Source organism: Desulfonatronum sp. SC1, from assembly GCF_003046795.1.
Taxonomy (GTDB): domain Bacteria; phylum Desulfobacterota; class Desulfovibrionia; order Desulfovibrionales; family Desulfonatronaceae; genus Desulfonatronum.
In genome coordinates this window covers 64,294-85,774 of sequence record NZ_PZKN01000011.1, presented here as the reverse complement: position 1 = coordinate 85,774, position 21,481 = coordinate 64,294, and the positions used below count along the sequence as shown (strand labels likewise).

Annotated in this window: 16 protein-coding genes; 8 read left to right on the top strand and 8 right to left on the bottom strand. The window is 58.3% G+C overall.

The window, feature by feature from the left end; translation table 11 throughout:
* Positions 1–196 precede the first annotated feature (196 nt).
* The 4 genes from C6366_RS20020 (at position 197) to rsgA (ending at position 6,728) form a co-directional block, all read left to right on the top strand.
* Positions 197–3,724, top strand: coding sequence for a response regulator (locus C6366_RS20020; protein WP_199221463.1), 3,528 nt, complete (start codon positions 197–199; stop codon positions 3,722–3,724).
* A 601-nt stretch (positions 3,725–4,325) separates the two neighbouring features.
* The gene (locus C6366_RS08010) at positions 4,326–4,727 is read left to right on the top strand and encodes a VOC family protein (RefSeq protein WP_107736836.1); all 402 of its coding nucleotides are present in this window, start codon (positions 4,326–4,328) and stop codon (positions 4,725–4,727) included.
* Positions 4,728–5,253: 526 nt separating this feature from the next.
* A complete protein-coding gene (locus C6366_RS08005; protein WP_107736835.1) occupies positions 5,254–5,661 on the top strand; it encodes an RNHCP domain-containing protein in 408 nt (135 codons plus the stop codon).
* A complete protein-coding gene (gene rsgA / locus C6366_RS08000) occupies positions 5,658–6,728 on the top strand; it encodes a ribosome small subunit-dependent GTPase A (protein WP_107736833.1) in 1,071 nt (356 codons plus the stop codon). The genes C6366_RS08005 and rsgA overlap by 4 nt, the downstream gene beginning before the upstream one ends.
* Before the next feature lie 47 nt (positions 6,729–6,775).
* Here the strand turns inward: rsgA and cls are convergent, their stop codons facing one another.
* The gene (gene cls, locus C6366_RS07995; RefSeq protein WP_107736831.1) at positions 6,776–8,230 is read right to left on the bottom strand and encodes a cardiolipin synthase; all 1,455 of its coding nucleotides are present in this window, start codon (positions 8,228–8,230) and stop codon (positions 6,776–6,778) included.
* A gap of 166 nt (positions 8,231–8,396) precedes the next feature.
* On the opposite strand from cls, the gene C6366_RS07990 reads away from it, so the two are divergent.
* The gene (locus C6366_RS07990) at positions 8,397–9,761 is read left to right on the top strand and encodes a glutamine synthetase family protein (RefSeq protein ID WP_107736829.1); all 1,365 of its coding nucleotides are present in this window, start codon (positions 8,397–8,399) and stop codon (positions 9,759–9,761) included.
* Between the two features lie 103 nt (positions 9,762–9,864).
* On the opposite strand, the gene C6366_RS07985 is transcribed toward C6366_RS07990, so the two are convergent.
* The 5 genes from C6366_RS07985 to yajC form a co-directional block, all read right to left on the bottom strand.
* Complete coding sequence (locus tag C6366_RS07985) at positions 9,865–10,938, bottom strand: KamA family radical SAM protein (RefSeq protein WP_107736827.1); 1,074 nt, start codon at positions 10,936–10,938, stop codon at positions 9,865–9,867.
* 255 nt (positions 10,939–11,193) lie between these two features.
* A complete protein-coding gene (locus C6366_RS07980; RefSeq protein WP_107736825.1) occupies positions 11,194–12,240 on the bottom strand; it encodes an ADP-ribosylglycohydrolase family protein in 1,047 nt (348 codons plus the stop codon).
* Positions 12,241–12,450: 210 nt separating this feature from the next.
* Entirely contained in the window at positions 12,451–13,542 is a 1,092-nt protein-coding gene (secF, locus tag C6366_RS07975; protein WP_107736823.1) for a protein translocase subunit SecF, read from the bottom strand.
* A gap of 15 nt (positions 13,543–13,557) precedes the next feature.
* On the bottom strand, positions 13,558–15,159 hold the full coding sequence (secD, locus tag C6366_RS07970) for a protein translocase subunit SecD (RefSeq protein ID WP_107736822.1): 1,602 nt from the start codon (positions 15,157–15,159) through the stop codon (positions 13,558–13,560).
* Between the two features lie 146 nt (positions 15,160–15,305).
* Complete coding sequence (gene yajC / locus C6366_RS07965; RefSeq protein WP_107736820.1) at positions 15,306–15,653, bottom strand: preprotein translocase subunit YajC; 348 nt, start codon at positions 15,651–15,653, stop codon at positions 15,306–15,308.
* A gap of 644 nt (positions 15,654–16,297) precedes the next feature.
* Here yajC and C6366_RS07960 point away from each other — a divergent pair.
* Both C6366_RS07960 and C6366_RS07955 read left to right on the top strand, forming a co-directional pair.
* The gene (locus C6366_RS07960; protein ID WP_107736819.1) at positions 16,298–16,636 is read left to right on the top strand and encodes a P-II family nitrogen regulator; all 339 of its coding nucleotides are present in this window, start codon (positions 16,298–16,300) and stop codon (positions 16,634–16,636) included.
* A 71-nt stretch (positions 16,637–16,707) separates the two neighbouring features.
* Positions 16,708–17,961: an ammonium transporter gene (locus tag C6366_RS07955; protein ID WP_107736896.1), complete on the top strand. Its 1,254-nt coding sequence runs from the start codon at positions 16,708–16,710 to the stop codon at positions 17,959–17,961.
* Positions 17,962–18,050: 89 nt separating this feature from the next.
* Here C6366_RS07955 and C6366_RS07950 read toward each other — a convergent pair whose 3' ends face one another.
* Positions 18,051–19,325 carry a M48 family metalloprotease gene (locus C6366_RS07950; protein WP_158269698.1) on the bottom strand — a complete coding sequence of 425 codons (1,275 nt, stop codon included), beginning with the start codon at positions 19,323–19,325 and terminating at the stop codon, positions 18,051–18,053.
* 271 nt (positions 19,326–19,596) lie between these two features.
* Positions 19,597–20,844, bottom strand: a complete 1,248-nt coding sequence (rho, locus tag C6366_RS07945) for a transcription termination factor Rho (protein WP_107736815.1) — start codon at positions 20,842–20,844, stop codon at positions 19,597–19,599.
* Between the two features lie 323 nt (positions 20,845–21,167).
* Between rho and C6366_RS07940 the strand changes: the two genes are divergently transcribed.
* Entirely contained in the window at positions 21,168–21,359 is a 192-nt protein-coding gene (locus C6366_RS07940) for a hypothetical protein (RefSeq protein WP_146164794.1), read from the top strand.
* Positions 21,360–21,481 lie beyond the last annotated feature (122 nt).

Below are 21,481 nucleotides of genomic sequence, written 5' to 3'. Positions count from 1 at the left end.
TAGTGATCACGTGCCGACTTTCGTCGGTATGATCGACTTGGAAACGGCAGTACGATAAGTCATTCCGGAGAAAGCCGGAATCCAGTGCATGAGTATGAACATGCACCGTATGTGCTGAGTAGTTACAAAACCACCGGCTCTACGACGGCATCCCTTCGGGATTGCCAAAAAAACATTGCAGCACAGGCAGGACATCATGGATACCAACCATAAGGAAGCACCCTCGAAACCCGTCGTGCTTATCGTGGATGATCAGCCGTCCAATCTTCAGGTTCTCGGAAATTTGCTCCGGGAGAAGTACCAGGTTCTGATTGCTCCCAACGGGGCGGAGGCTTTGACGATAGCCACCGGCAAAATACGGCCGGACGTCATCTTATTGGACATCATAATACCGGAGATGGACGGGTATGAGGTTTGCCGACGATTGCAGGCCGACCCGCGCACCGCGGATATCCCGGTGATTTTCGTTACCGGCGAGGATTCAGATGAGGACGAGCGAAAGGGGTTCGACCTCGGGGCCGCGGACTTTATCGTCAAGCCGATCCAGCCGCATATCGTCGAGGCCCGGGTGCGCGGTCAGGTCCGGCGCAGGCTGGCCGAAAAGGCGCTGCGGGAGAGTGAATCCCAGTTCAAATCCCTGGTGGCCAACATTCCCGCGATCACCTTCCGTTGCCGGAACGATCCGGACTGGACCATGCTCTACATGAGCAACACCGTGGACATGGTCAGCGGTTATCCGGCATCGGATTTCATCCTCAACTCGGTTCGCAGCTATGCGAGCATCATTCACCCCGAGGACGCCCCGGCCGTGGAAAAGGCCATCTCGCATGCCGTGGCGGCGGGCATTTCCTGGGAGATCGAATACCGGATTATCCACCGGGACGGCGGTACGCGTTGGGCCTACGAAAAGGGTACGGGCGTAACCGATGACCAGGATGTCGTTTTGTATCTGGACGGTTTCGTTCTGAACATCACGGACCGCAAGCAAACCGAAGCGGCGCTCCTGCACCAGAAGGCCCATTTTGAGTCCCTGTTCGTCAACACCAACGACGCCATGGTCTTTTTCGATACCGAGCACCGGATCATTAACGTCAATGCCGTGTTTACGAAAATCTTCGGGTACACCCTGGACGAGGTGCTGTACAAGAACATCAATACCGTGGTGGACCCACTGAAAAAAGCCCACGAATACGGCTCCCCCCGGATTCTGCGCGGCGAGCAGATTGAAATGGACGCTATCCGCTTCACCAAGTCCGGCGAGGCCAAAAACGTCCTGCTCAAGGGCGGCCCGGTGAGCAAGCAAGGCGAGATCGTGGGCGGGTACGCCATCTATGCGGACATTACCGAGCGGAAGCAGGCCGAGGAAAAGCTCCAGCAGATCGCCGAGCAGATGGAAATGAAAAACATGGAGCTGGACGCGGCCCTGGCCCGGGCCGAGGCTGCCACCCGGGCCAAGAGCGAGTTTCTGGCCAATATGAGCCACGAAATCCGGACTCCCATGAACGGCGTGATCGGCATGACCGAATTGCTCCTGGACACGGAACTGGACGATACACAGCGCCACTACGCGGAAATCGTGCGTTCCAGCGGCAATGCCCTGCTCTCCCTGATCAACGACATTCTGGACTTCTCCAAGATCGAGTCCGGCAAGCTGGAACTGGAATTCCTGGACTTTGCCCTGCGGCCCATGTTGGACAGCTTCGCGGCCATGATGGCTCTCAAGGCCGAGGAAAAAGGCCTGGAACTGATCTGCTCCGCGGATTCGGACATCCCGGACCGCCTCACTGGGGATCCCGGCCGGCTGCGGCAGATATTGACCAACTTGGTCGGCAATGCCGTGAAGTTCACCGAAAAGGGCGAGGTGGTGGTCAAGGTGAGCAGGGTTCATGGTTCACGGTTCAAAGGCTCAACGGTTGTGCAAGGTGCGGATGACGGTGCTGATGTAGGGGCGCACCGCGGTGCGCCCGACGGTGTCACGCCCAATGCATCCTCTCCCGACACCACCCCGGCCCCAACCGTGAACCGTGAACCGTTGAACCGAGAACCCAATATCGTGGAGCTTTGCTTCACCATCCGCGACACAGGTATCGGCATCCCGGCGGACAAGGTGGGGGCCTTGTTTCAGAGTTTTTCCCAGGTGGATGCCTCCATTACCCGAAAGTATGGCGGCACCGGCCTGGGGTTGGCCATTTCCAGGCAGTTGGCGGAGATGATGGGCGGGGAAGTGGGGGTGGAGAGCATCGAGGGGCAGGGAACGACGTTTTGGTTCACGGTGCGCTTGGGACTGTCCGAGACGGTGCAGGACTCGGTGTTGGACCCCGTGAATCTGCGTGACGTCCGTGCCCTGGTGGTGGACGACAACATCACGAACCGGGAAATCCTGCTGACCCGCTTCCTGGACTGGGGCATGCGCCCTGACGAGGCCCCGGACGGTCCCACTGCCTTGGGCCTGCTGTACAAGGCCTTGGCCGAGGGCGATCCGTATCGCCTGGCCGTCCTGGACATGCAGATGCCTGGTATGGACGGCGAAACCCTGGGTCGGGTGATCCAGGCCGACCCCAGGCTGCAACCACTGCGTACCGTGATGCTCACCTCCCTGGGGCGTTGCGGTGACGCGAAGCGCCTCCTGGAAGCTGGTTTTGCGGCCTACCTGACCAAACCCTTGCAGCACGGCGAATTGTTCGACTGCCTGAGCATGATTCTGGCCGGAGAGCGCCACGGTCACGACCAGGTTCCGTCCAAGGAACTGATCTCCCGACACCGGGCTAGAGAAGCCGCCAGTGAGCGGAAAACCTTCACCCCGCGCAAGGCCCGCATCCTCCTGGCCGAGGACAACCCCACCAACCAGCAGGTGGCCCTGGCCATGCTCAAGAAACTCGGCCTGTCCGCCGACGCCGTGGCCAACGGCGCCGAAGCCCTCCAAGCCCTTCAATCCATTCCCTACGACCTGGTGCTGATGGACGTGCAGATGCCGGTGATGGATGGGTTTGCCGCTACGCGGGAAATTCGGAAGGAGGAAGAGAGTCAAGAAGCATTGGCCGGACGTCGGACGTCGGAAGTCGAAGATCGGATTACTGGCCCTCAGGTTTCAGGTCTCATCCCTCAGCCCTTTCCCCGGCGTCTGCCGGTGATCGCCCTCACCGCCCACGCCATGCAGGGCTATCGGGAGCAGTGTCTGGCCGCGGGGATGGATGATTATCTGTCCAAGCCGCTGGAACTGGGCCAGTTGGCGGAGATGTTGGAGAAATGGCTGCCGATCCGGGAGGACGGGGATCAGACGCCGGAGGGCGGAGAGCGGGAGTCGGGAGACGAATTTCGGAAATCAGAAGCCGGTTGTCAAAAGGCCGGAGAAGGGAGTCGTAAGCAACATGGCGTGAAACCAAGGGAAAGCGACCTTGCGGTGTTCAACAAGGCGGACTTTGCGCGCCGACTGGGTGGGGACGAAGAGCTGGCCGAGCAGCTTGTTCATGGGTTCGTGGAGGAGAATCGGCAACGATTGGTCGACTTGAATCTGAAGCTCGACGAAGGAGACCTCGTTGGCGTTCGCGAGTATGCCCATGCCATCAAGGGATCGTCCATGAACGTCAGCGCGGGCGCTCTGGCCATGGCGGCCGGGCTGCTGGAACAGGCCGGGAAAGATGGCGACGTGGCTGCATGTCGGGATTTGGGGCCGCAAGTGGAACGCGAAATTGAGCGCTTGTGTTCGGAGTTGGGCTTGGAGTAAGTGTCCAGGAGGCGTCTTGGATGCGGCTGAGCTGTATTGGCGGAGAGACCATCCCGTAGGGGCAAAAAGATTTTTCGCCCGTCAACCGTCTGGTCCTGTCCCACCAGCTTCAAGAAATGGGTAACGCCGTGGAAACCGCGGAAAACGGACGTCAAGCTTAGGACCTGTTCCTGAAACATCCCTTTGACGCCATCCTCATGGACATTCAGAAGCCGGAGTCGAACGGGGTGGAGGCGACCCAGCGCATTCGCGCTCCGGAGGCCGGAGATTGGACGTCGGACTCCTGACCCTCGGGTTTCAGATTTCACCCCTAAGCCTTCCCACCGACGCACCCCCATCATCGCGGTCACGGCCCATGCCATGGTCGGAGATCAGGAGAAGTTCCTGGCCGCTATCTGGCCAAGCCGATGAGTGTGGACGCTCTGAAGCAGACTCTGGAGGAAGTCTGGCGACGATCGGGGGTATTTGTCGTAACAGCTTGACAGTGCTCTGACAGTTCTGCTTTCAACGCCCGTGAAGGGTGGTCACTCTTCGAGTACCGCCTTCGCCAATCGGAACGGGTCTCTCATTCTCAACAATCCTAAAACACGGGAGGCGAATCATGAGCGATAGGTTTACGACCCATGGAGCATTCAGTTGGAGCGAGTTGCTGACCAGCGACGTGGAGGGAGCCAAGAAGTTTTATGGGGATTTGCTTGGCTGGGAGATCGAGGACATGCCCATGGAGGGCATGGACTACACCGTGGTCAAGGCCGGAGGAGAGGAAGTGGGCGGGATCATGGCCATGCCGCCTCAGGCGCCGGAGGGCATGCCGCCTCACTGGGGGACCTACGTTACGGTAACGGACGTGGACGCCGTGGCCCGCAAAGCCTCGGAACTCGGAGGGCGGGTGCTCCTCCCGCCCACGGACATCCCCGGCGTGGGCCGGTTCAGCGTTCTTCAGGATCCGCAAGGGGCGGTGCTGTCCGTTATTACGTATGCCCCGCAAGGGGCTGGCGAATGATTTGCCCGGTGAACCGGCGCGTGGCAGTTCGGCAAGGCCGACTTCAGGCCAACAGCTGGCCCTGATGAAGATATTCCTTGTCTCCGACCGGACGTAAGGAAAGACGGAGTAAAACGGCGCGATCGCCAAGGTCGTGCCGTTTTTTTAATCGGGGCATGGTTGTCGGTGGTCGTGCTCTTATTGAAATATCGATCATCCCTCTTGACAAACCGCCTGATCACATGAAATAGAGCGCGGCTGTTTTTCAACATCATCCCGCAAAGGTTTTGCATGTCCGTGTTTGTCGTTGAGAGTGGCGCAAGGGCAGGAGCTGCGTAGGCGTCGAGTTCCGGATTTTCGGTACTTGATTTTCTTCGTCTGATCCCGCCCGTTTTGGGTCTCCCCCGGCCCATCGCGTCACAATTTCCCCGTCCATGGAGCGCTCGGACTTCGGTCCGTGCAGGCGTCCCCCGATTCGATCAGCCTCCTTGACTGTTCGAAGGGGCGTCGCCTTATCCAGACAACGACAAGACATAGGACAAATCCAATGCGAACCAGATCCGACATGCGCGGTCGGGGCGGCGCTTTGCCGTCTTCCAACGCCTTTCTTTGCGGTCACTGCAACCGCACCGTGCCCGGGGAAGCTCCCGGCACCCAGCATCGAAATCATTGCCCCCACTGCCTCTGGAGTCTCCACGTCGACCTGCGTACCGGCGACCGGAGAAGCGGTTGTCACGGACGAATGGAACCCGTCGGCGTTGCCGTGCGCTATGATGGCGATTGGGCCTTGCTCCATCGCTGCCAATCCTGCGGGTTGATCCGCATGAACCGCATCGCCGGCGACGACAACCCCATGGCCCTGCTTTCCTTGGCCGTGCGCCCCTTGGGCAAGCCTCCGTTCCCCATGGACCAATTGCCCCGACTGATACCCGGCGACGAGGAGGTGCGGCCATGAATCTCCACTCCCTGGGCTGGACCTCCAGCTTGGCCGAGACCTTTGCCTCCAGGCAGCAGCCCGGACTCGTACCGGCGCGGGTCAGCCGTGAAGGCCGGGGTGTGTACACCCTTTTGTCTGAACAAGGGCGCTTTCAGGCTGAAGTGAGCGGAAAATTCAGGCACCGAACCGCTGCCCGGACCGACTATCCGGCCGTGGGCGATTGGGTGGTCGCGGAACCGGGAGATGCCTTCTCCCGCGGCATGGTCCACGAAATCCTGCCCAGGAGGTCGGCCTTTATCCGGCGCGTGGCCGGCGGCCAAAGCCAGGGGCAGGTGGTCGCGGCCAACGCGGACATCGCCTTTCTGGTCAGCGGGCTGGACCGGGAATTCAAGCCTCGACGCATCGAACGGTATTTGACCTTGGCCTGGGAGTCCGGGGCCGACCCGGTCATTCTTCTGAACAAGGCGGATCTTCACGCCCAGCCGGAAAAGGCCCGACTCCAGGCCGAAGCCGTTGCCCCGGGTGTCGCCGTTAATTTGATCAGCGCCGCGACGGGAGATGGTTTGCGTGACTCGCTTGCGCTCCTTGGTCCTGGGCGGACCGGCGTGTTGTTGGGCTCTTCCGGAGTGGGCAAGTCGTCGATCATCAACGCCGTCATCGGCCGGGAAGCTCGGAAGACCTCGGTCGTGCGCGAGGCGGACGGCAGGGGCCGACACACGACCACGCACAGGCAACTGATGATCCTGCCGACCGGTGCGATTCTCATCGACACGCCCGGCCTGCGGGAGATTCAACTTCTGGCCGATGAAAAATCCTTGGACCGGTCCTTCGGGGATATCGACGAGCTGGCGGCTTCATGCCGTTTCCGGGATTGCTCGCATAATGGCGAGCCGGACTGCGCCGTGCAGGATGCTCTCGCGGAGGGCTTGCTGGAGATGGAGCGATACGAGAGCTGGCTGCGCCAATGCAAGGAAATCAAGTATCATCAGCGAGAGCAGGACGTTCTGCTGAGGATTCAGGAAAAGAGGCGCTGGAAAACGATCCAGAAGACGGTGCGGGAGGCATATCGATATAAAGGGCGATGATGACCGGACCAGCGTCCCGTCCCGGCGCAATGATCCGGGGCGGGACGTCAAAGCAGGTTGGACGCCAGGCGCATGGCCGAGTTGCGGAACGCGGCGAGTTTGGAGAGGGAGCGCAAACGGGCCGGGGTGTATTCCTCGCAGGACTCCAGATCCTGCTCAAAGATGGCGTCGTGGCGCCGGGCCAAGTCATCGTTCAGGAACCAGACCATCAGTTCCTTGTGCAGCTCCAGGCTGCGCATGTCGATGTTCATGGTCCCGATGCAGAGCAGGTTGCCGTCGATGGTCATGGTTTTGGCGTGCAGGAAGCCCTGCATGTAGTAATAGATCCGGCCGCCGGCCTCCAGAAGCGGACCGAAATAGGTCTGGGCCGCGTACCAGGCGGTGCGCTTGTCCGGCAGTCCGGTCATCATCAGGCGGACGTCCACCCCGGCCAGGGCCGCGTTGACCATGGTTTCGTAGATCTGTTCATCCGGCACGAAGTAGGGCGACTGGATCCAGATGCGCTTGCGGGCGTGGCCCATGGCCAGCACGTGGGCGCGGCGGGCGGTTTGCCATTTGTCCTCCACGCTGGTGGCCGTGACCTGAACCGGAACGCAGCTTTCGGGCACGGGGTACGACTCCGGGAAGAAGCGCGGGGTGAATAAATCTTCCCGGCTGGTCTCGGACCAGCGCAGGGCGAAGAGTTTTTGCAGTTCGGCCACGGCCGGACCGCAAAACCGGACATGGGTGTCCCGCCAGGAGGGGAAGCGCCTTCCGCCGTCGATGTATTCCTGACCCACGTTGATCCCGCCGGTGTATCCGCGCACCCCGTCGATGACCACGATCTTGCGGTGGTTGCGGTAATTGGCCCTGTTCAGTTGTCGGACGTCGAAACGGACCTTGGCGCCCGCGGCGGCCAGCCGGTTCAGTTCGGTCTTGCGGTAGGGCAGGTTGCCGATGAAGTCGTTGAGCATCCGCACTTCCACCCCGGCCCGCAGTCGCTCCAGGAGGATGGCGCACAGCTCAGCGGTCAACCGATCCCTCTCCCAGATGAAGTACTGGATGTTTATGGTTTCCTTGGCCTGGGCCAGGTCTTCCTTCAGGAGCGCGAACTTGTCCGCGCCGCTGGGCAGGATGCGCACGTCGCAGGCCGGCAGGGGCGGGGTGGACTCGGTTTGCTCGATCAGTCGGACCAGGCGGGAGTAGCCCCGTTCTTCGGCCCACTTCCGGCCGGACTCCGCCATGTCCGCGTACCGGGCGTAAATCGCGCGCATGGTCGGCCCGGCCATGGCCCGATGTCGTTCGTGCAGCCCTCGCTGCTCGGCGATCTTGCGCCAGTTGCGACCGAAAAAATAGTACAGGGCCAGGCCAAAAAGCGGCAGAAAGGAGAGCAGCACCAACCAGGCCAGGGTTTTCGTCGGGTCGCGCTGGTCGTTGACCAGGACCACCAGCACCGCCAGCCAGTAGAGGAAAAAGGCGGCCGCCAGCAGGGCGGGCCAGTTTTCAATGAATTGCCACTCCATTCAGGACTCCGGGGTTTGAGGACTCGGGGGGCAGGGCGCTGAGCATGAAGTCGGCGGCGGTTATTGAGAAACGGAGCTTTTTTCACTACGTCTGGAACGCATCACAGGACACGGAGAAACGGTTTCTCCGTTATGCCATCGGCAACCCGAGATCAAGGAGGACGGCGTGCGGCAGGAAGGTGAAGCGAATACTGATTCGGACACGGTTCCGAATCCGGTCGGAAAAACGGCTGCGACCGAGGCATGGAAGGACGAGGATGTGGAGTTCATCAAGATTTTTTTCACGGACCTGAATGGACGGCTTCGGGCCTTGACCATCAACCCGGAGTTCATGGACCAGATCGTGGAAAAAGGGGTGGGTTTTGACGGCAGTTCCATTGCCGGGATCACCACGGTGGACGACAGCGACCGGCTGTTGCTTCCCGTTCCGGAGAGCTACCGCGTGCTGGAGTTCAACAGTGAACGGATCGGCTTCTGTATCGCCAAGATTTCAAACCTGATGGGCGGGCGGTCTCTGTCCGATCCTCGGGCCGTCCTTGAACGGACCTTGGAGCGAGCCATGGAGGAATTCGGCGTACGCTTTCAGGTGGCTCCGGAATACGAGTTCTTTCTCCTCAAAAGCGATGACTTCACTAAAAACATCCATTCGGACAAGGCAGGCTATTTTCACTCCGATCCCCACGACAAGGGCGGTTTCGTGCGCAACCAGATCATCCGCACCCTCAAGCGCTGCGGCATCCGTCACGAAAAGACCCATCACGAGGTTACGGCATCTCAGCACGAAATCAACCTGGAGCACACGGACGCTCTGTCCGCCGCGGACAGGACCCTGCTCTTCAACTACGTCGCGGAGCGGGTGGCCGCGGAACAGGGCATGCACATGACCCTGATGCCCAAGCCCTTTGACGGCCAGAACCGCAACGCCTTTCACCTGCATATCTCCATGTGGAATCAAGAAGGAGAAAACCTGTTCCACGACGCCCAAAGTGAGCACCGGCTGAGCAGCCAAGCTCGGCAATTCATCGCCGGAATTCTGAAGTACGCCCGCCAGACATCCATCATCATGGCCTCCACGTACAATTCCTACAAGGCCTATGTGGCGGAGCGGGAAGCGCCCATGGTGGTGGGTTGGGGGATCAAGAACCGTAGCTCCATGGTCCGTCTGCCCTACTGCGTCAGCCCGGAAAGCACCCGGCTGGAGCTACGCAGCCCGGATCCGTCCGGCAACGTGTACCTTCAGATGGCGGCTTTGATCGAAATGGGGCTTCAGGGGCTCCGGGAAGGAGAAGAGTGCGGACCACCGGACATGGGCAGTGTCTATCGCAGTCTTTTCGATTGTCGGGTTTGGGACGAACGCTTCCTGCCCCGGAGCATGTATGAGGCCTTGGTGGAGGCGGAGCGCAGCGAATTCCTGCGCAACCTTCTGGGCGAGAGCATCTACAACCACTATCTGTGCTTGAAGATCGCCAGTTGGGAAGAGCACCGCACCCACGTTACGCCGCGGGAACTGGGAAACTACCTGAGTTGTTAAGTGATGGCATGGGGCACCGAGGGGAAAGACTCGGGGCCCCACGAGTGGAATATGGAAGCGAGACGAGGTCCGGGCCGGTGCTCCGGTCCGGACCGCATGACGGCTATTCCGGGATGTTCGGCCACTGGGTGGTTTTGCCCTGGTAGTTGCGCAGGGTGTATTCCTTTTCATCTTTGCCCTGAATGTAGTAGTCGGGCATCAGCGGGATTTTGCCGATGTTCGTGGCGATGACGTACATGGGCTGGGCCAGGCCGGTGGTGTGGCCGCGGATGGCGTCCCGGATCAGCTCCGCGCCTTTTTCCACCGGAGTCCGGAAGTGGTCGATGCCCGGCGCGGGTTCACAATAGAAGACGTAGTAGGGCCGGATGCGCACGGTGAGCAGCTTCTGGTGCAGCTCACGAAAGGTGGCCGGATCGTCGTTGATGCCCTTGAGTAGCACGGCCTGGTTGCCGACGTTCACCCCGCAGGTCAGCAGGTCGTAAACGGCCTGGGCGGTTTGTTCGGTGATTTCCTTGGGATGATTGCATTGGGTGTTGATCCAGATGGGCACCCGATGGCGTCCGGCGAGAACCTTTTTAAGCCCCTCGGTGACCCGTTGCGGCAGGACGATGGGGGTCCGCGTTCCGAAGCGGATCATCTGCAAGTGCGGCATTTCGCGAAGCTTGCGGATCAAGTAGTCCAGTTTCTCGTCTGAAAACAGGAAGGGATCACCCCCGGTGATCAAAACGTCCCGCACTTCCGGGTGCTCCCGAATCCATTTCAGTCCTTCTTCAACGTCAAAGCGTAGTTGCAAGTCCCTGTCCACGACCAGTTCCTTGCGGAAACAGTGCCGACAGTAGATGGCGCAGGCATCGGAAACGGTGAAGGCGACCCGATCAATGTATTGTCTGGCGATGCAGTCCGGCCGAATTTCCGAGGTGTCTCTGTTTTCCTTCCAGATCAAATAATTGGGAACGCCGTAAGTGTTCTCCCGCTCCTGGATGCTGGGCACCACCTGTCTGCGAATCGGACAATCGGGGTCGTCCCGGCCCATCAACGCGGCGAAGTAGGGGGTGGTTCCCCAGCGGGTCGGCATTTCCGTGATGGCCCGTTCCTCCCGATCCGTGACGTTGATGTAGGTCTTGAGTTTTTCCAACGTGTTGACGTGATATCGCATCTGTTCCTGCCACAAATCCATGATGAACCTCCGCTCGATGTTCGTTTTCCGCGTTCCCGGCGGGTGGAATGGCCTGTCCGGAATGCAAAGGCTTCGTTGTGCCGAAAAAAAGTTGCGGTATCAAGGGGTTTTCCTATTTCGCACAAAAGGAACTGAAAAGTCGCACCAAATCGGTCCACTCTCCACGTGTTCGCCCTTCTCCAAAAAAAAAGGGGCTGGTGCCGTGAAAGGCTCCAGCCCCATTGGAACGGGGAAAATGTGCGTATTTGGCGACGTCTAGGCGCGGATTCGGGCATCGTCGGTCAGGCGGTCCTTGAAACGGATCGGAGGATCCAGCAGGCCGTCGATCCAGCGCTCAGGCCAGGCCCGCTCTCCGTGCATGGCTCCCAAAAGTGCTCCGAGCACCGCGCCCCGGTGGCAGTTGTCGCCGCCAAGGTTGGTGTTCACGATCAGGGCCTGCTCCGGGTCGTCCTGGTATTTCCAGGCCAGGTAGAACGCCAGCGGAAGGGATTGCTGAACATAGCAGGCCGTGCTGAAGACGTTCATCGCCACGTCCGCATCGTCGAGTTCCGCCAGCTCATCAAAGGAGTAGGCGGTGAAGACGCTTGGTTTTTCGGGAAGTTCCATCTCCAGGGCCTGCCGGATATCCGCTCCGTCCAGAACGGATTGAAGAATTATGCCGAACGCGGAGAAGGCGTCCCGCATTAGTGGACCCGGGTGGGTCAGTTCCAGGTGAGCTTGGCCGATTTGAAGGGCCTTGAGTGGTTCGTCGTGAAAGAAGAGCAGGATCGGAATCGGCAGGCACAGTCCGCCGATATGCTTTTCCTCCGGAGTAGTCGCGATCTTGCCTTTTTTGCGCAGGACCCAGGCCTTGAAGAACTCCCGGTGGCACTCTTCGATATAGGTTTCGTTGTGCTTGCCCGGAGTGGTCAGGAAGGAGACGTACCGGGCAAGATACCGGTCCTGGTCGTAGGCGTCGGACGTCAGGATGTGGTCCATGAGCAGACGGCTTAGCTTGATGTTCAGGGTGTTTTCCCCGGCCCGCAGAAATTGATGGTAATGCACCCCGCGTTCGCCCCAGAACATGGCCTGGTTGTGCAAAATGTCCGCCTCCGGTCCGGCCGGGCGGTAGCGAGAGCGCCAGAGAATGCTGTCCGGATGGGGGTTGCGGGGTTGCTGGTAGTCCCGGACTAGGCCGTAGTCCTTGTGCAGGGAAAGCCGATCATAATACCAGTGCACCGGCATGGAAAGGGCGTCAGCGATCAGGAATCCATACAGCGACCCGGAGAGGCGAGCGCTGATTTCCGGTGTATGTTTGAGCATGGCTACATCCTTTTTTTGAAAGGTGACGGAGGTCTTCTTCCGGTCAGTAATAAGTCCTGATCAGCCATGGTCAATTGTCGACGAGAGAGTATGGCGGGATTTTGTGTATATCCTGAGCGACTGTTGTCTTCCCCGAAAAAGAACGGCCCGGCGGATATCCGCCGGGCCGTTTAACAATAGAGATGAAGCTGGTGCAATGCTTACGGTGGTTTATACGGCAACGGTATCCGCCTCCCGACCGGCCTCGGCCTCCAGGTCCACGTCCGCGATCTTGGACAGGCCCAGCAGGATCGGGCTGGCGATGAAGATGGAGGAGAAGGTCCCCACCCCGATGCCGATGAGCAGGGCCAGGGCGAAATCGTGGATCACGCCGCCGCCAAGCAATACCAGGCACAGCACGACCATCAGGGTGGTTCCGGACGTGAGGATGGTTCGACTTAAGGTCTGGTTGATGCTCAGGTTGATCACCTTGGGCAGGGTCATGTCCACCTTGTCGCGGATATTCTCTCGGATGCGGTCGTAGACGATGATCGTGTCGTTGAGGGAATAGCCGATGATGGTCAAAAAGGCGGCGATGATGGCCAGATCCAGATCCTTGTTCAGCAGGGAAAACATGCCCAGAGTGATAAACACGTCGTGAACCAGGGCGACCACGGCCCCTAGGGCATAGGAGAGCTTAAGCTTCCAGCACAGGCCGATGGTAATCAGCAGGGCGGCGACGACCAATAGCTCCATGGGCAGGCCCAGCCAGCGCAGGGCCGCGATGCCACCGGTCAGTCCGGCGGCCATGACTACGGCCGGGAACCAGCGCTGTTCAAATCTGCCGGAAATGTAGATCGCGATCAGCAAAATGGCGTAGAAGAGCGCCTCCATGGCCTGTGCTCGAAGATCAGCGCCGACCCGGGGGCCGACCATTTCCAAACGTTGGATTTCGAATCCGATGCCGGCCAAGTTCTGGTCCAGATTGGCCTGGACATCGCGGCGAGCAGCGTCGGATACAAGATCCGAGGCCGAGGTGCGGACCAGGAACTCATTGTCCTGGGCCGTGCCGAAGCGCTGTACGCCGAGCCCGGGCAGGTCGGCGCCCTGAAGGGCCTGTTGGACGCGACTCAGCTCCACCTGTTGATCAAACTTGATTTGGATGATCATGCCGCCGGAAAAGTCGATTCCCATTTGGGGACCGCCTTTGACGACCAAGGAAAGGAGGCCGGCCAGAATCAGCAGGCCGGAGACCAGAAAGGCTCCGTAGCGCATTTTCAAGAAGTTGATCCGGGTGTCCGGACGAATGATTTGCAGTCCCATGCTGTCATCTGCTCCTTATATGCTCAACGGCGTACCGGGCTTGCGCCACTTCAGCCAGAAATCGAAGAAAATCCGCGAGACGAAAATCGCGGTGAACATGGACGCCAGAATACCCAGGGTCAGAGTCACGGCAAAGCCCCGGATCGGTCCTGTGCCGAATTGATAGAGGACGATGGCCGCGATGATGGTGGTGATGTTGGCGTCCACGATGGCCTTAAGAGCGCGGCTGTACCCTTCATCAATGGCTATGGCCGGGGTCAGGCCGCGCCGGATTTCTTCCCGGATGCGCTCGAATATGAGCACGTTGGCGTCCACGGCGATACCAATGGTCAGGATGATGCCCGCGATGCCGGGCAGGGTCAGCGTTGCGCCGAAAGCCGCCAACCCGGCCATGACCAACAGAATGTTTAGGCACAGAACCGCGTTGGCTACGATGCCGGACATGCTGTAATAGACGAGCATGAAGACGAGGATCAGCGCTCCTCCGATCAAAGCCGCTTGTAGGCCGCGCTCGATGGATTCCCGACCCAGGGAAGGGCCCACGGTACGCTCTTCCATGATGTGCACCGGGGCGGGCAGGGCTCCGGCCCGGAGCACCAGTGCCAGGTCCGTTGCTTCCTCGGTAGTGAAGCGCCCGGTGATGCTGGCCCGTCCTCCGGCGATGCGCTCCTGGATCACCGGCGCGGAATGGACGTTGCCGTCCAGGACGATGGCCAGCCGACGTCCGGTGTTTTCGCCGGTGATCCGCTCGAACAGCCTGGATCCGCGCGCATTGAAGTTCAGTCCGACGTAGGCCTGGTTGAACTGATCAAAGCTGACCCGGGCGTCGGTGATGAATTCACCGGTCATCAGGGTGTCCCGCTTGATGACGATGGGGGTTTGGGAAACCGAACCGTCCGGGTTTCGGGTATGCATGGAGGCCAGTTCCGCGTCCGGGGGCAAAATACCGCGCAGTGCGCGGTCGATGTCCGCCTGGTCGTCCACCAGCTTGAACTCCAGGTGCGCGGTTTGTCCGATGATGGCCACGGCCCGTTCCGGATCCTGAAGGCCGGGCAGTTGGACCTGAATCCGTCCTTCGGCTTGGCGGCGGATGTCCGGTTCAGCCACGCCGAACTGGTCGATGCGATTGCGGATGGTCTTGATGGCCTGCTCCACGAGCAGATCCTCGACATGGGCCCGGTATTGCTGGGTCATGCTCACGGCATAGCGAATCTGCCCCGCTTCCTGCGTCTGCTTGGATAAAATCTGCAGATTGTCAAAACGGTTGCGGAGCATGCGCTCGAACTGATCCTGTTGGTCTCCGCGGGCCAGCGTGAATTCCAGTTTCGTGTCGTTCACCACCTGCGGCCGGAGGATGAAAATGCCGTCATCCTGGGCCTCGGAGCGGATGTCCTGGCCGAACTGGGCCATGGTGTTGGCCACGCCCCTGGGGATGTCGACGCCCAGCGTCAAATGCATCCCCCCCCGCAGGTCCAGGCCGAGCCGAATTTCGCTTTCCGGCAGGACTTTTCCCAAGAACGTGCCCTGGAGGTTGGTCAGGGCGGGCAAAGCATACAGGCCGCCCAGCAAGAGGCCGATCAAGGCCAGGGCGATCCGTATTCGCAAGCTCATCTTCATGGTTGTTCCTCTGAATTATTCCAAGCAGGTAGACGAACGTTCCCAGCACGAAATAAACGCACGGAATACTCCGGCGCGACACCGGAGCAGCACCGTGCGTTGGGCGGGTCGTCGCGAAGACGTTCGCTACGAGTTTTAAGGAAGGGTTATTTTGGGTCCCTGCTGACCGGCTTGACGTCCGTTTCCGCGAGCCCGGCGATATAGTTGCGGTTGGCCTGGATTTTGACGTTGTCGGCGATTTCAATGGTCAGGACGTCGTCGGTGATGGAGTGGATGCGGCCGTAAACCCCTCCGGCGGTCAGGATGCGGTCGCCTTTTTTGAGGTTGGAGAGAACTTCGCGGTGTTGCTTGGCTTTCTTCTGCTGGGGGCGAATCAGCAGAAAATAAAAGATCGCGAACATGACGATCAACGGAACGAACGCTGTAATCGGATTGCCTTGAGCTTCGGCTCCGGATCCCCCCATGGCATAGGCCAGGCTTGGTTCAAAAATCATCGTGCACTCCTTTTGTTTCTTGATGTTGATAAACCACTTCCCTGTTTTTCAGCGAAGTATTTTCACACGTATTGGCCTCCAAAGTGGTCAGCCGCAAACCTGAACGGGCAAATTCCTACATGACATCATGTTGGTTGTACAGGTTTTTAGTGCTCCGCTGGGACGCGGACGGACCGGACACTGCCGGATCCCGTCCCAGAAGTGAACACGTCCTCGGGGGCAAGATACAATAATGTAAAGAAGCGTTGACTGCATTCTTCGGCATGGCAAGAGCGGGCGCGTCGAAGTTTCAAGCCGTGAGAAGTGATTGAGGGGCCATTGAGCAGGGAGTGGGGCATCTCCCTGTGATATTTCAGCCGACAATCCGTATTGGCTTTGCTAAGTGTAGTAAAATACAAAAATGTTATGTTCTTCTGGTTGAAGGTCTTGGTGTAGCCGTTGATTGACAAAAATGTTGCATGTTTTCTTGTCAGGCTGCAACCTTTGTAGGTAGAAAACTATTATTTCAATATGTTAATTGTATTGGCCTGAGCTTTGCTTTGTTCAAAGTAGAACAAGTTTAAAGGCTGTTTGTTGGGTTTTTTCTTTGTGTGCGTCATGCGGTTTTTGTAAATCTTTATCATACGTAAGGGAGGCACTTGATTATGAAATGGATCACAGCAGTCATCAAGCCGTTCAAGTTGGACGATGTCCGGACCGCGCTCATGGAAATAGGCGTTCAGGGTTTGACGGTGACCGAGGTCAAGGGGTTCGGGCGCCAGAAGGGGCACACGGAAGTGTATCGCGGGGCGGAGTATGTCGTGGACTTCCGGCCAAAGCTCAAGTTGGAAGCGGCGATCGACGACGATCAGGTGGACAAGGTGATTCAGGCCATTCAGAAAGCCGCCCATACCGGAAAAATCGGCGACGGCAAGGTTTTTGTCTTTGATCTGGAAAAATGCTTGCGGATCCGGACCGGAGAAACCGGAACGGAAGCCTTGTAATCAGTAGAAACGGGAATCGATTCGTCGCTACATAACGCTCTTTCTATAAATGGAGGGAATATACCGTGGAAATGTTGCTTGAAGTCAGTTACGCCCTGGATACCTTTTATTTCCTGATGTCCGGGATGCTGGTCATGTGGATGGCCGCCGGGTTCACCATGCTGGAGTCCGGGTTGGTCCGCTCTAAAAACACCGTGGAAATCTTGACTAAAAATATCGGCCTCTACTCCATCGCCTGCATCATGTACATGCTTGTGGGCTACAACATCATGTATGGAGACTCTTCCAGTTCGATCATTCCCGGCTTGAGTTTTCTGGTCGGCGGAGACAACTCCGTCGCCGATGTCGTCGCTGGCGGCGAGGACGCCCCATACTATTCGAACATCGCCGACTTTTTCTTTCAGGTCGTTTTCGTGGCCACAGCCATGTCGATCATTTCCGGCGCCGTGGCCGAGCGGATGAAGCTGTGGTCGTTCTTCGTCTTTGCCGTGGTCCTGACGGGCTTCATTTATCCCATTCAGGGGTACTGGAGCTGGGGCGGAGGATTTCTCGACGGGTTGGGGTACTCGGATTACGCCGGTTCAGGCATCGTGCATATGGCCGGAGCGAGCGCCGCCTTGGCCGCTGTCCTGTTGCTGGGAGCACGTAAGGGGAAGTACGGTCCGGACGGGGAAATCAATCCAATCCCCGGCGCGAACATGCCTTTGGCGACCTTGGGGACGTTCATTCTCTGGATGGGCTGGTTTGGATTCAATGGCGGTTCCGAGTTGAAGGTGTCCGACGTGGAGTCGGCCAATGCCGTGGCCATGGTCTTCGCGAATACAAACCTGGCCGCCGCCGCGGGAGTCGTCGCCGGACTGACCACCGCACGCTTGCTTTTCGGTAAAGCAGACCTGACCATGGGGTTGAACGGAGCCCTGGCCGGCCTGGTGGCCATTACCGCGGGGCCGGATACGCCCTCCATGCTTCTGGCGACCATTATCGGCGCTGTCGGCGGCATTATCGTGGTCTTCTCCATCGTCGCCTTGGACAAGCTGCGCATCGACGACCCGGTGGGCGCGATTTCCGTGCACGGCGTGGTCGGCATCTGGGGCCTGCTCGCAGTGCTCCTTTCTAACGAGGATGCGACCCTGGTTGGCCAGTTGGCCGGCATCGTGTGCATCTTCGGGTTCGTATTCACCGCCAGTTTGATTATCTGGATGATCCTGAAAGCGACCATGGGGATCCGCGTGGGAGAAGAAATGGAGTATCAGGGTATGGACCTGGCAGAGTGCGGCCTTGAAGCCTATCCGGAGTTCACCGGTTCGGGGGGCTCCCGAAAATAACCAACAAGTTTTTCGTCCTCCTCGAAAAAACGGCCGGGCGGCAATGGTGCCGCCCGGCCGTTTTCAATTTCCGGTCCCCTCAAGGCGACTTACAAAAAATCTTCACGTTCCTTGAACGCCTCGCGAAGTTTGCTCAGATCGGCTTCATCCCGGGCGGCACGTGAATGTTCCTGAGCCCGAGTCAGATGGAACTGGTATTGACGCTTGTCCCTGGAATAGAGAGCGGCATAGGCGAGGTGGAGATGCGCGGAAAAAAGACGCCCTTCTTGTCCCTGGACTCTGCCCAACAGGGCGTGAACCGCAGACTGTTCGGGAAGCTGGGCCAGGATTCGTTCCAAAAGGGGGATGGCTTCGGCGGGTTGACCAAGGGCGATGCGAACTCTGGCGTAATGATAGAGCGCCAATTGGTCCTTGGGATTGCGCAGGACCGCATCCTGGAGGTGGCGAGCCGCGACGTCGAAATCTCCCTGACGCAGAAAAAAGTCGCCTGCTTCTCGCAGAACCAGGGAGTCCCCGGGAGCACAGGTCAAAGCCTGTTCAAAAGCGGAGCGGGCTTCAAGGATTTGATTCGCTCGATCCAAGGCAATGGCTTTCCCGAGGGTGTTCAAACAGAGATCAAGCTTTTCGTCCCGGAAAAAGGCCAAGGCTTTGTCCGGGTCCGTATAGCGGGCCATGACCAGCATCCGAGCCCGCTGGTAGGCAGTGTTGTGCTCCTGGCGATTCCGGACTTCCGGGGGCATTCTGTCCACGCGATCCTTGAGATAGGAAATCCGCTCTTCAACTCCCGGGTGGGTGCTCAGATATAAAGGAAACGAGCCGCCGAGCCAGCGCAGCTTTCGGATGGCTTCAAAGGATTGGACCATGCCTTGCGGTGGAAATCCGGCGGCCACGAGATAGTTCATCCCTACTTGGTCGGCCTCCCTCTCGTCTTCTCGGCTGTAGGCAAGCATGGCGCTTTGTCCGGCGGCCACTGATCCGTAAACCATGGCGGACTGGGCTTCTCCTCCCAGAAAAACTCCGGCCAGAATTCCGAGCAAAGAGGCAAGGTTGACGATTTGGGCTTTCTCAATGCGGCTGGCGATGTGGCGTTGGGAAACGTGGGCCAGCTCGTGAGCGACTACCCCGGCGAATTCCGACTCGTTATCCAGATGTTGCAACAGTCCGGTATGGACGAAGATGTGGCCGCCGGGGCCGGCGAAGGCGTTGAGCGCGCCATGCCGGATTACCCCGACCCGAATGGGAAACGGCTGCGGAGGCATATGGACCCGTAGGCGTTCGACGATACCTTCGACATAGGCGAGGATTTCCGGATCCTCGACCAGAGGCAAGCGGGACCGGATCAGGATATTGAATTTTCGGCCCAATTCAATTTCATCGGAGACGGTAAAACGGCCCAACGACAATTGGGCGAAAGCCGTGGAAGGGCGCGCAGCTGTAAAAAACAATACCAGCAAGACGACGATTCCAATGCATGAAGCGAAAGAAGGAATGAATCGACGGAGTATTCCAGAAGATGGCTGATGTGCCGGGCGTCGGATGTGAATGTCCGTTCGGAGGCGAGGGGAGAACAACAGAGGCATCCTCCGGATATAGTCATGAAAAGGCGGCTTGCAAGGCGACAGCCGTCGTTGAGGGTTACTTGTTCATCATGTCCAAAAACTCGCGATTGCTTTTGTTGCCACGCATCTTGCCCAGCAGGAAGTCCATGGAGTCGTGGGTATTCATGGGAGAAAGCACCTTGCGCAAAATCCAGACGCGATTCAGAACGTCTTCGCTGAGTAGGAGTTCTTCCTTGCGGGTCCCGGAACGATTGATGTCGATGGCGGGGAACATGCGTTTGTCGGCTAAGTGTCTATCCAGGTAGATCTCCATGTTGCCGGTGCCCTTAAATTCCTCGAAGATGACCTCGTCCATGCGCGACCCGGTGTCGATCAATGCCGTGGCGATGATGCTTAGGCTTCCGCCTTGCTCGATGTTCCGCGCCGCGCCGAAAAAACGTTTCGGGCGTTGGAGGGCGTTGGCGTCCAGGCCGCCGGAAAGGACGCGGCCGGAAGAGGGTGTGACCGTGTTGTACGCGCGTCCCAGGCGGGTGATGCTGTCAAGGAGGATCACGACGTCGTATTTACGTTCCACTAGACGCTTGGCTTTTTCAAGAACCATTTCGGCGACCTGTACATGCCTAGTCGGGGGTTCGTCGAAGGTGGAACTGACGACCTCCGCGTTGACGGTCCGCGCCATGTCCGTGACTTCTTCTGGACGTTCGTCGATCAACAGCACGATCAGGTAGATGTCTGGGTGGTTGGCGCTGATGGAGTTGGCGATGGTTTGCAGTAGAACGGTTTTCCCGGTTCGCGGGGGCGCGACAATCAGTCCGCGTTGCCCCATGCCGATGGGCGTGAGCAAATCGATGATGCGCGAGGCGTAGTTTTCTTTGCCGTTTTCGATGACAAAGCGCTTGTCCGGATAAATGGGAGTCAGATTGTCGAATAGAACCAGTTGTTTGGATTTTTCCGGGGGAGCGAAGCCGATTTCCTTGACCTTGAGCAAGGCGAAATATCGCTCGCCGTCTTTGGGTGGGCGGATTTGTCCGGAGATGACGTCGCCGGTACGCAAGCCGAATCGTCGAATTTGAGATGGAGATATGTAGATGTCATCCGGCCCGGGCATGTAGCTGTACATCTGCGAACGAAGAAAGCCGAACCCGTCGGGGAGGATCTCCAATACACCTTCTCCGAATATGGAGCCGTTTTGTGATGAGCAGGCTTGCAAAAGCGCGAAAATAAGCTCCTGTTTACGCAAGTTGCTCGGGTTCTCCACCTTGAACTGGTTCGCCAGTTCAGTCAGTTCATACATGGACTTGGTTTTCAATTCGGACAAATTCATAGTTCGTACCTTCGCTCAAATCTCCCGCAAGAAGTTTTGGAAAAAACGTATTGCTGATCAACTAAAACAAGAACAAATAAATGATTGGACATGACATGGAGCATGTCGCAACAACACAGAAGAACCGGCCTCATATCAAGAAAAACCGGAAAGAGAAATGACCTTAAACAAGGAAGAGTGGTGTGTCGAAAATAGGCAACGTTCTGTGATATGCAAAAAAAGCGGATATGTTTCGCTAGTGTAGTAAGTAGTGTGAAATCAACGTTTGACGTCGCACGGCGTCCCAAAAAAATGCGCTGAAGAAACCAAGTGTGAAGATGGTCATGCGTGGATGGAAGATTGCAATATATGGGAAAAAATATTTTGACAAGTGGTCGGTGCAAAAGGGGCAGGCGATGAATCAAAATTTGCGTGAACGGAATGAAACGGAAATGGAAGGCTGGCACAGGTGGAAACCATATGATGCGTTCCTTAACCTTACCGAACAACAGCTCGTTTTGGCAAGATTTTTTTGAAGCTTTTCCGAGGTGCTTTGGTTGGTGAGAACGGAAAAAGCCGACTGAGTTTGGTGCTGCTGATAGAGACTCCGCACGTGACGGGACGAGACTGGGAAAAGCCAGCTTCGTGTGGAAAAAGC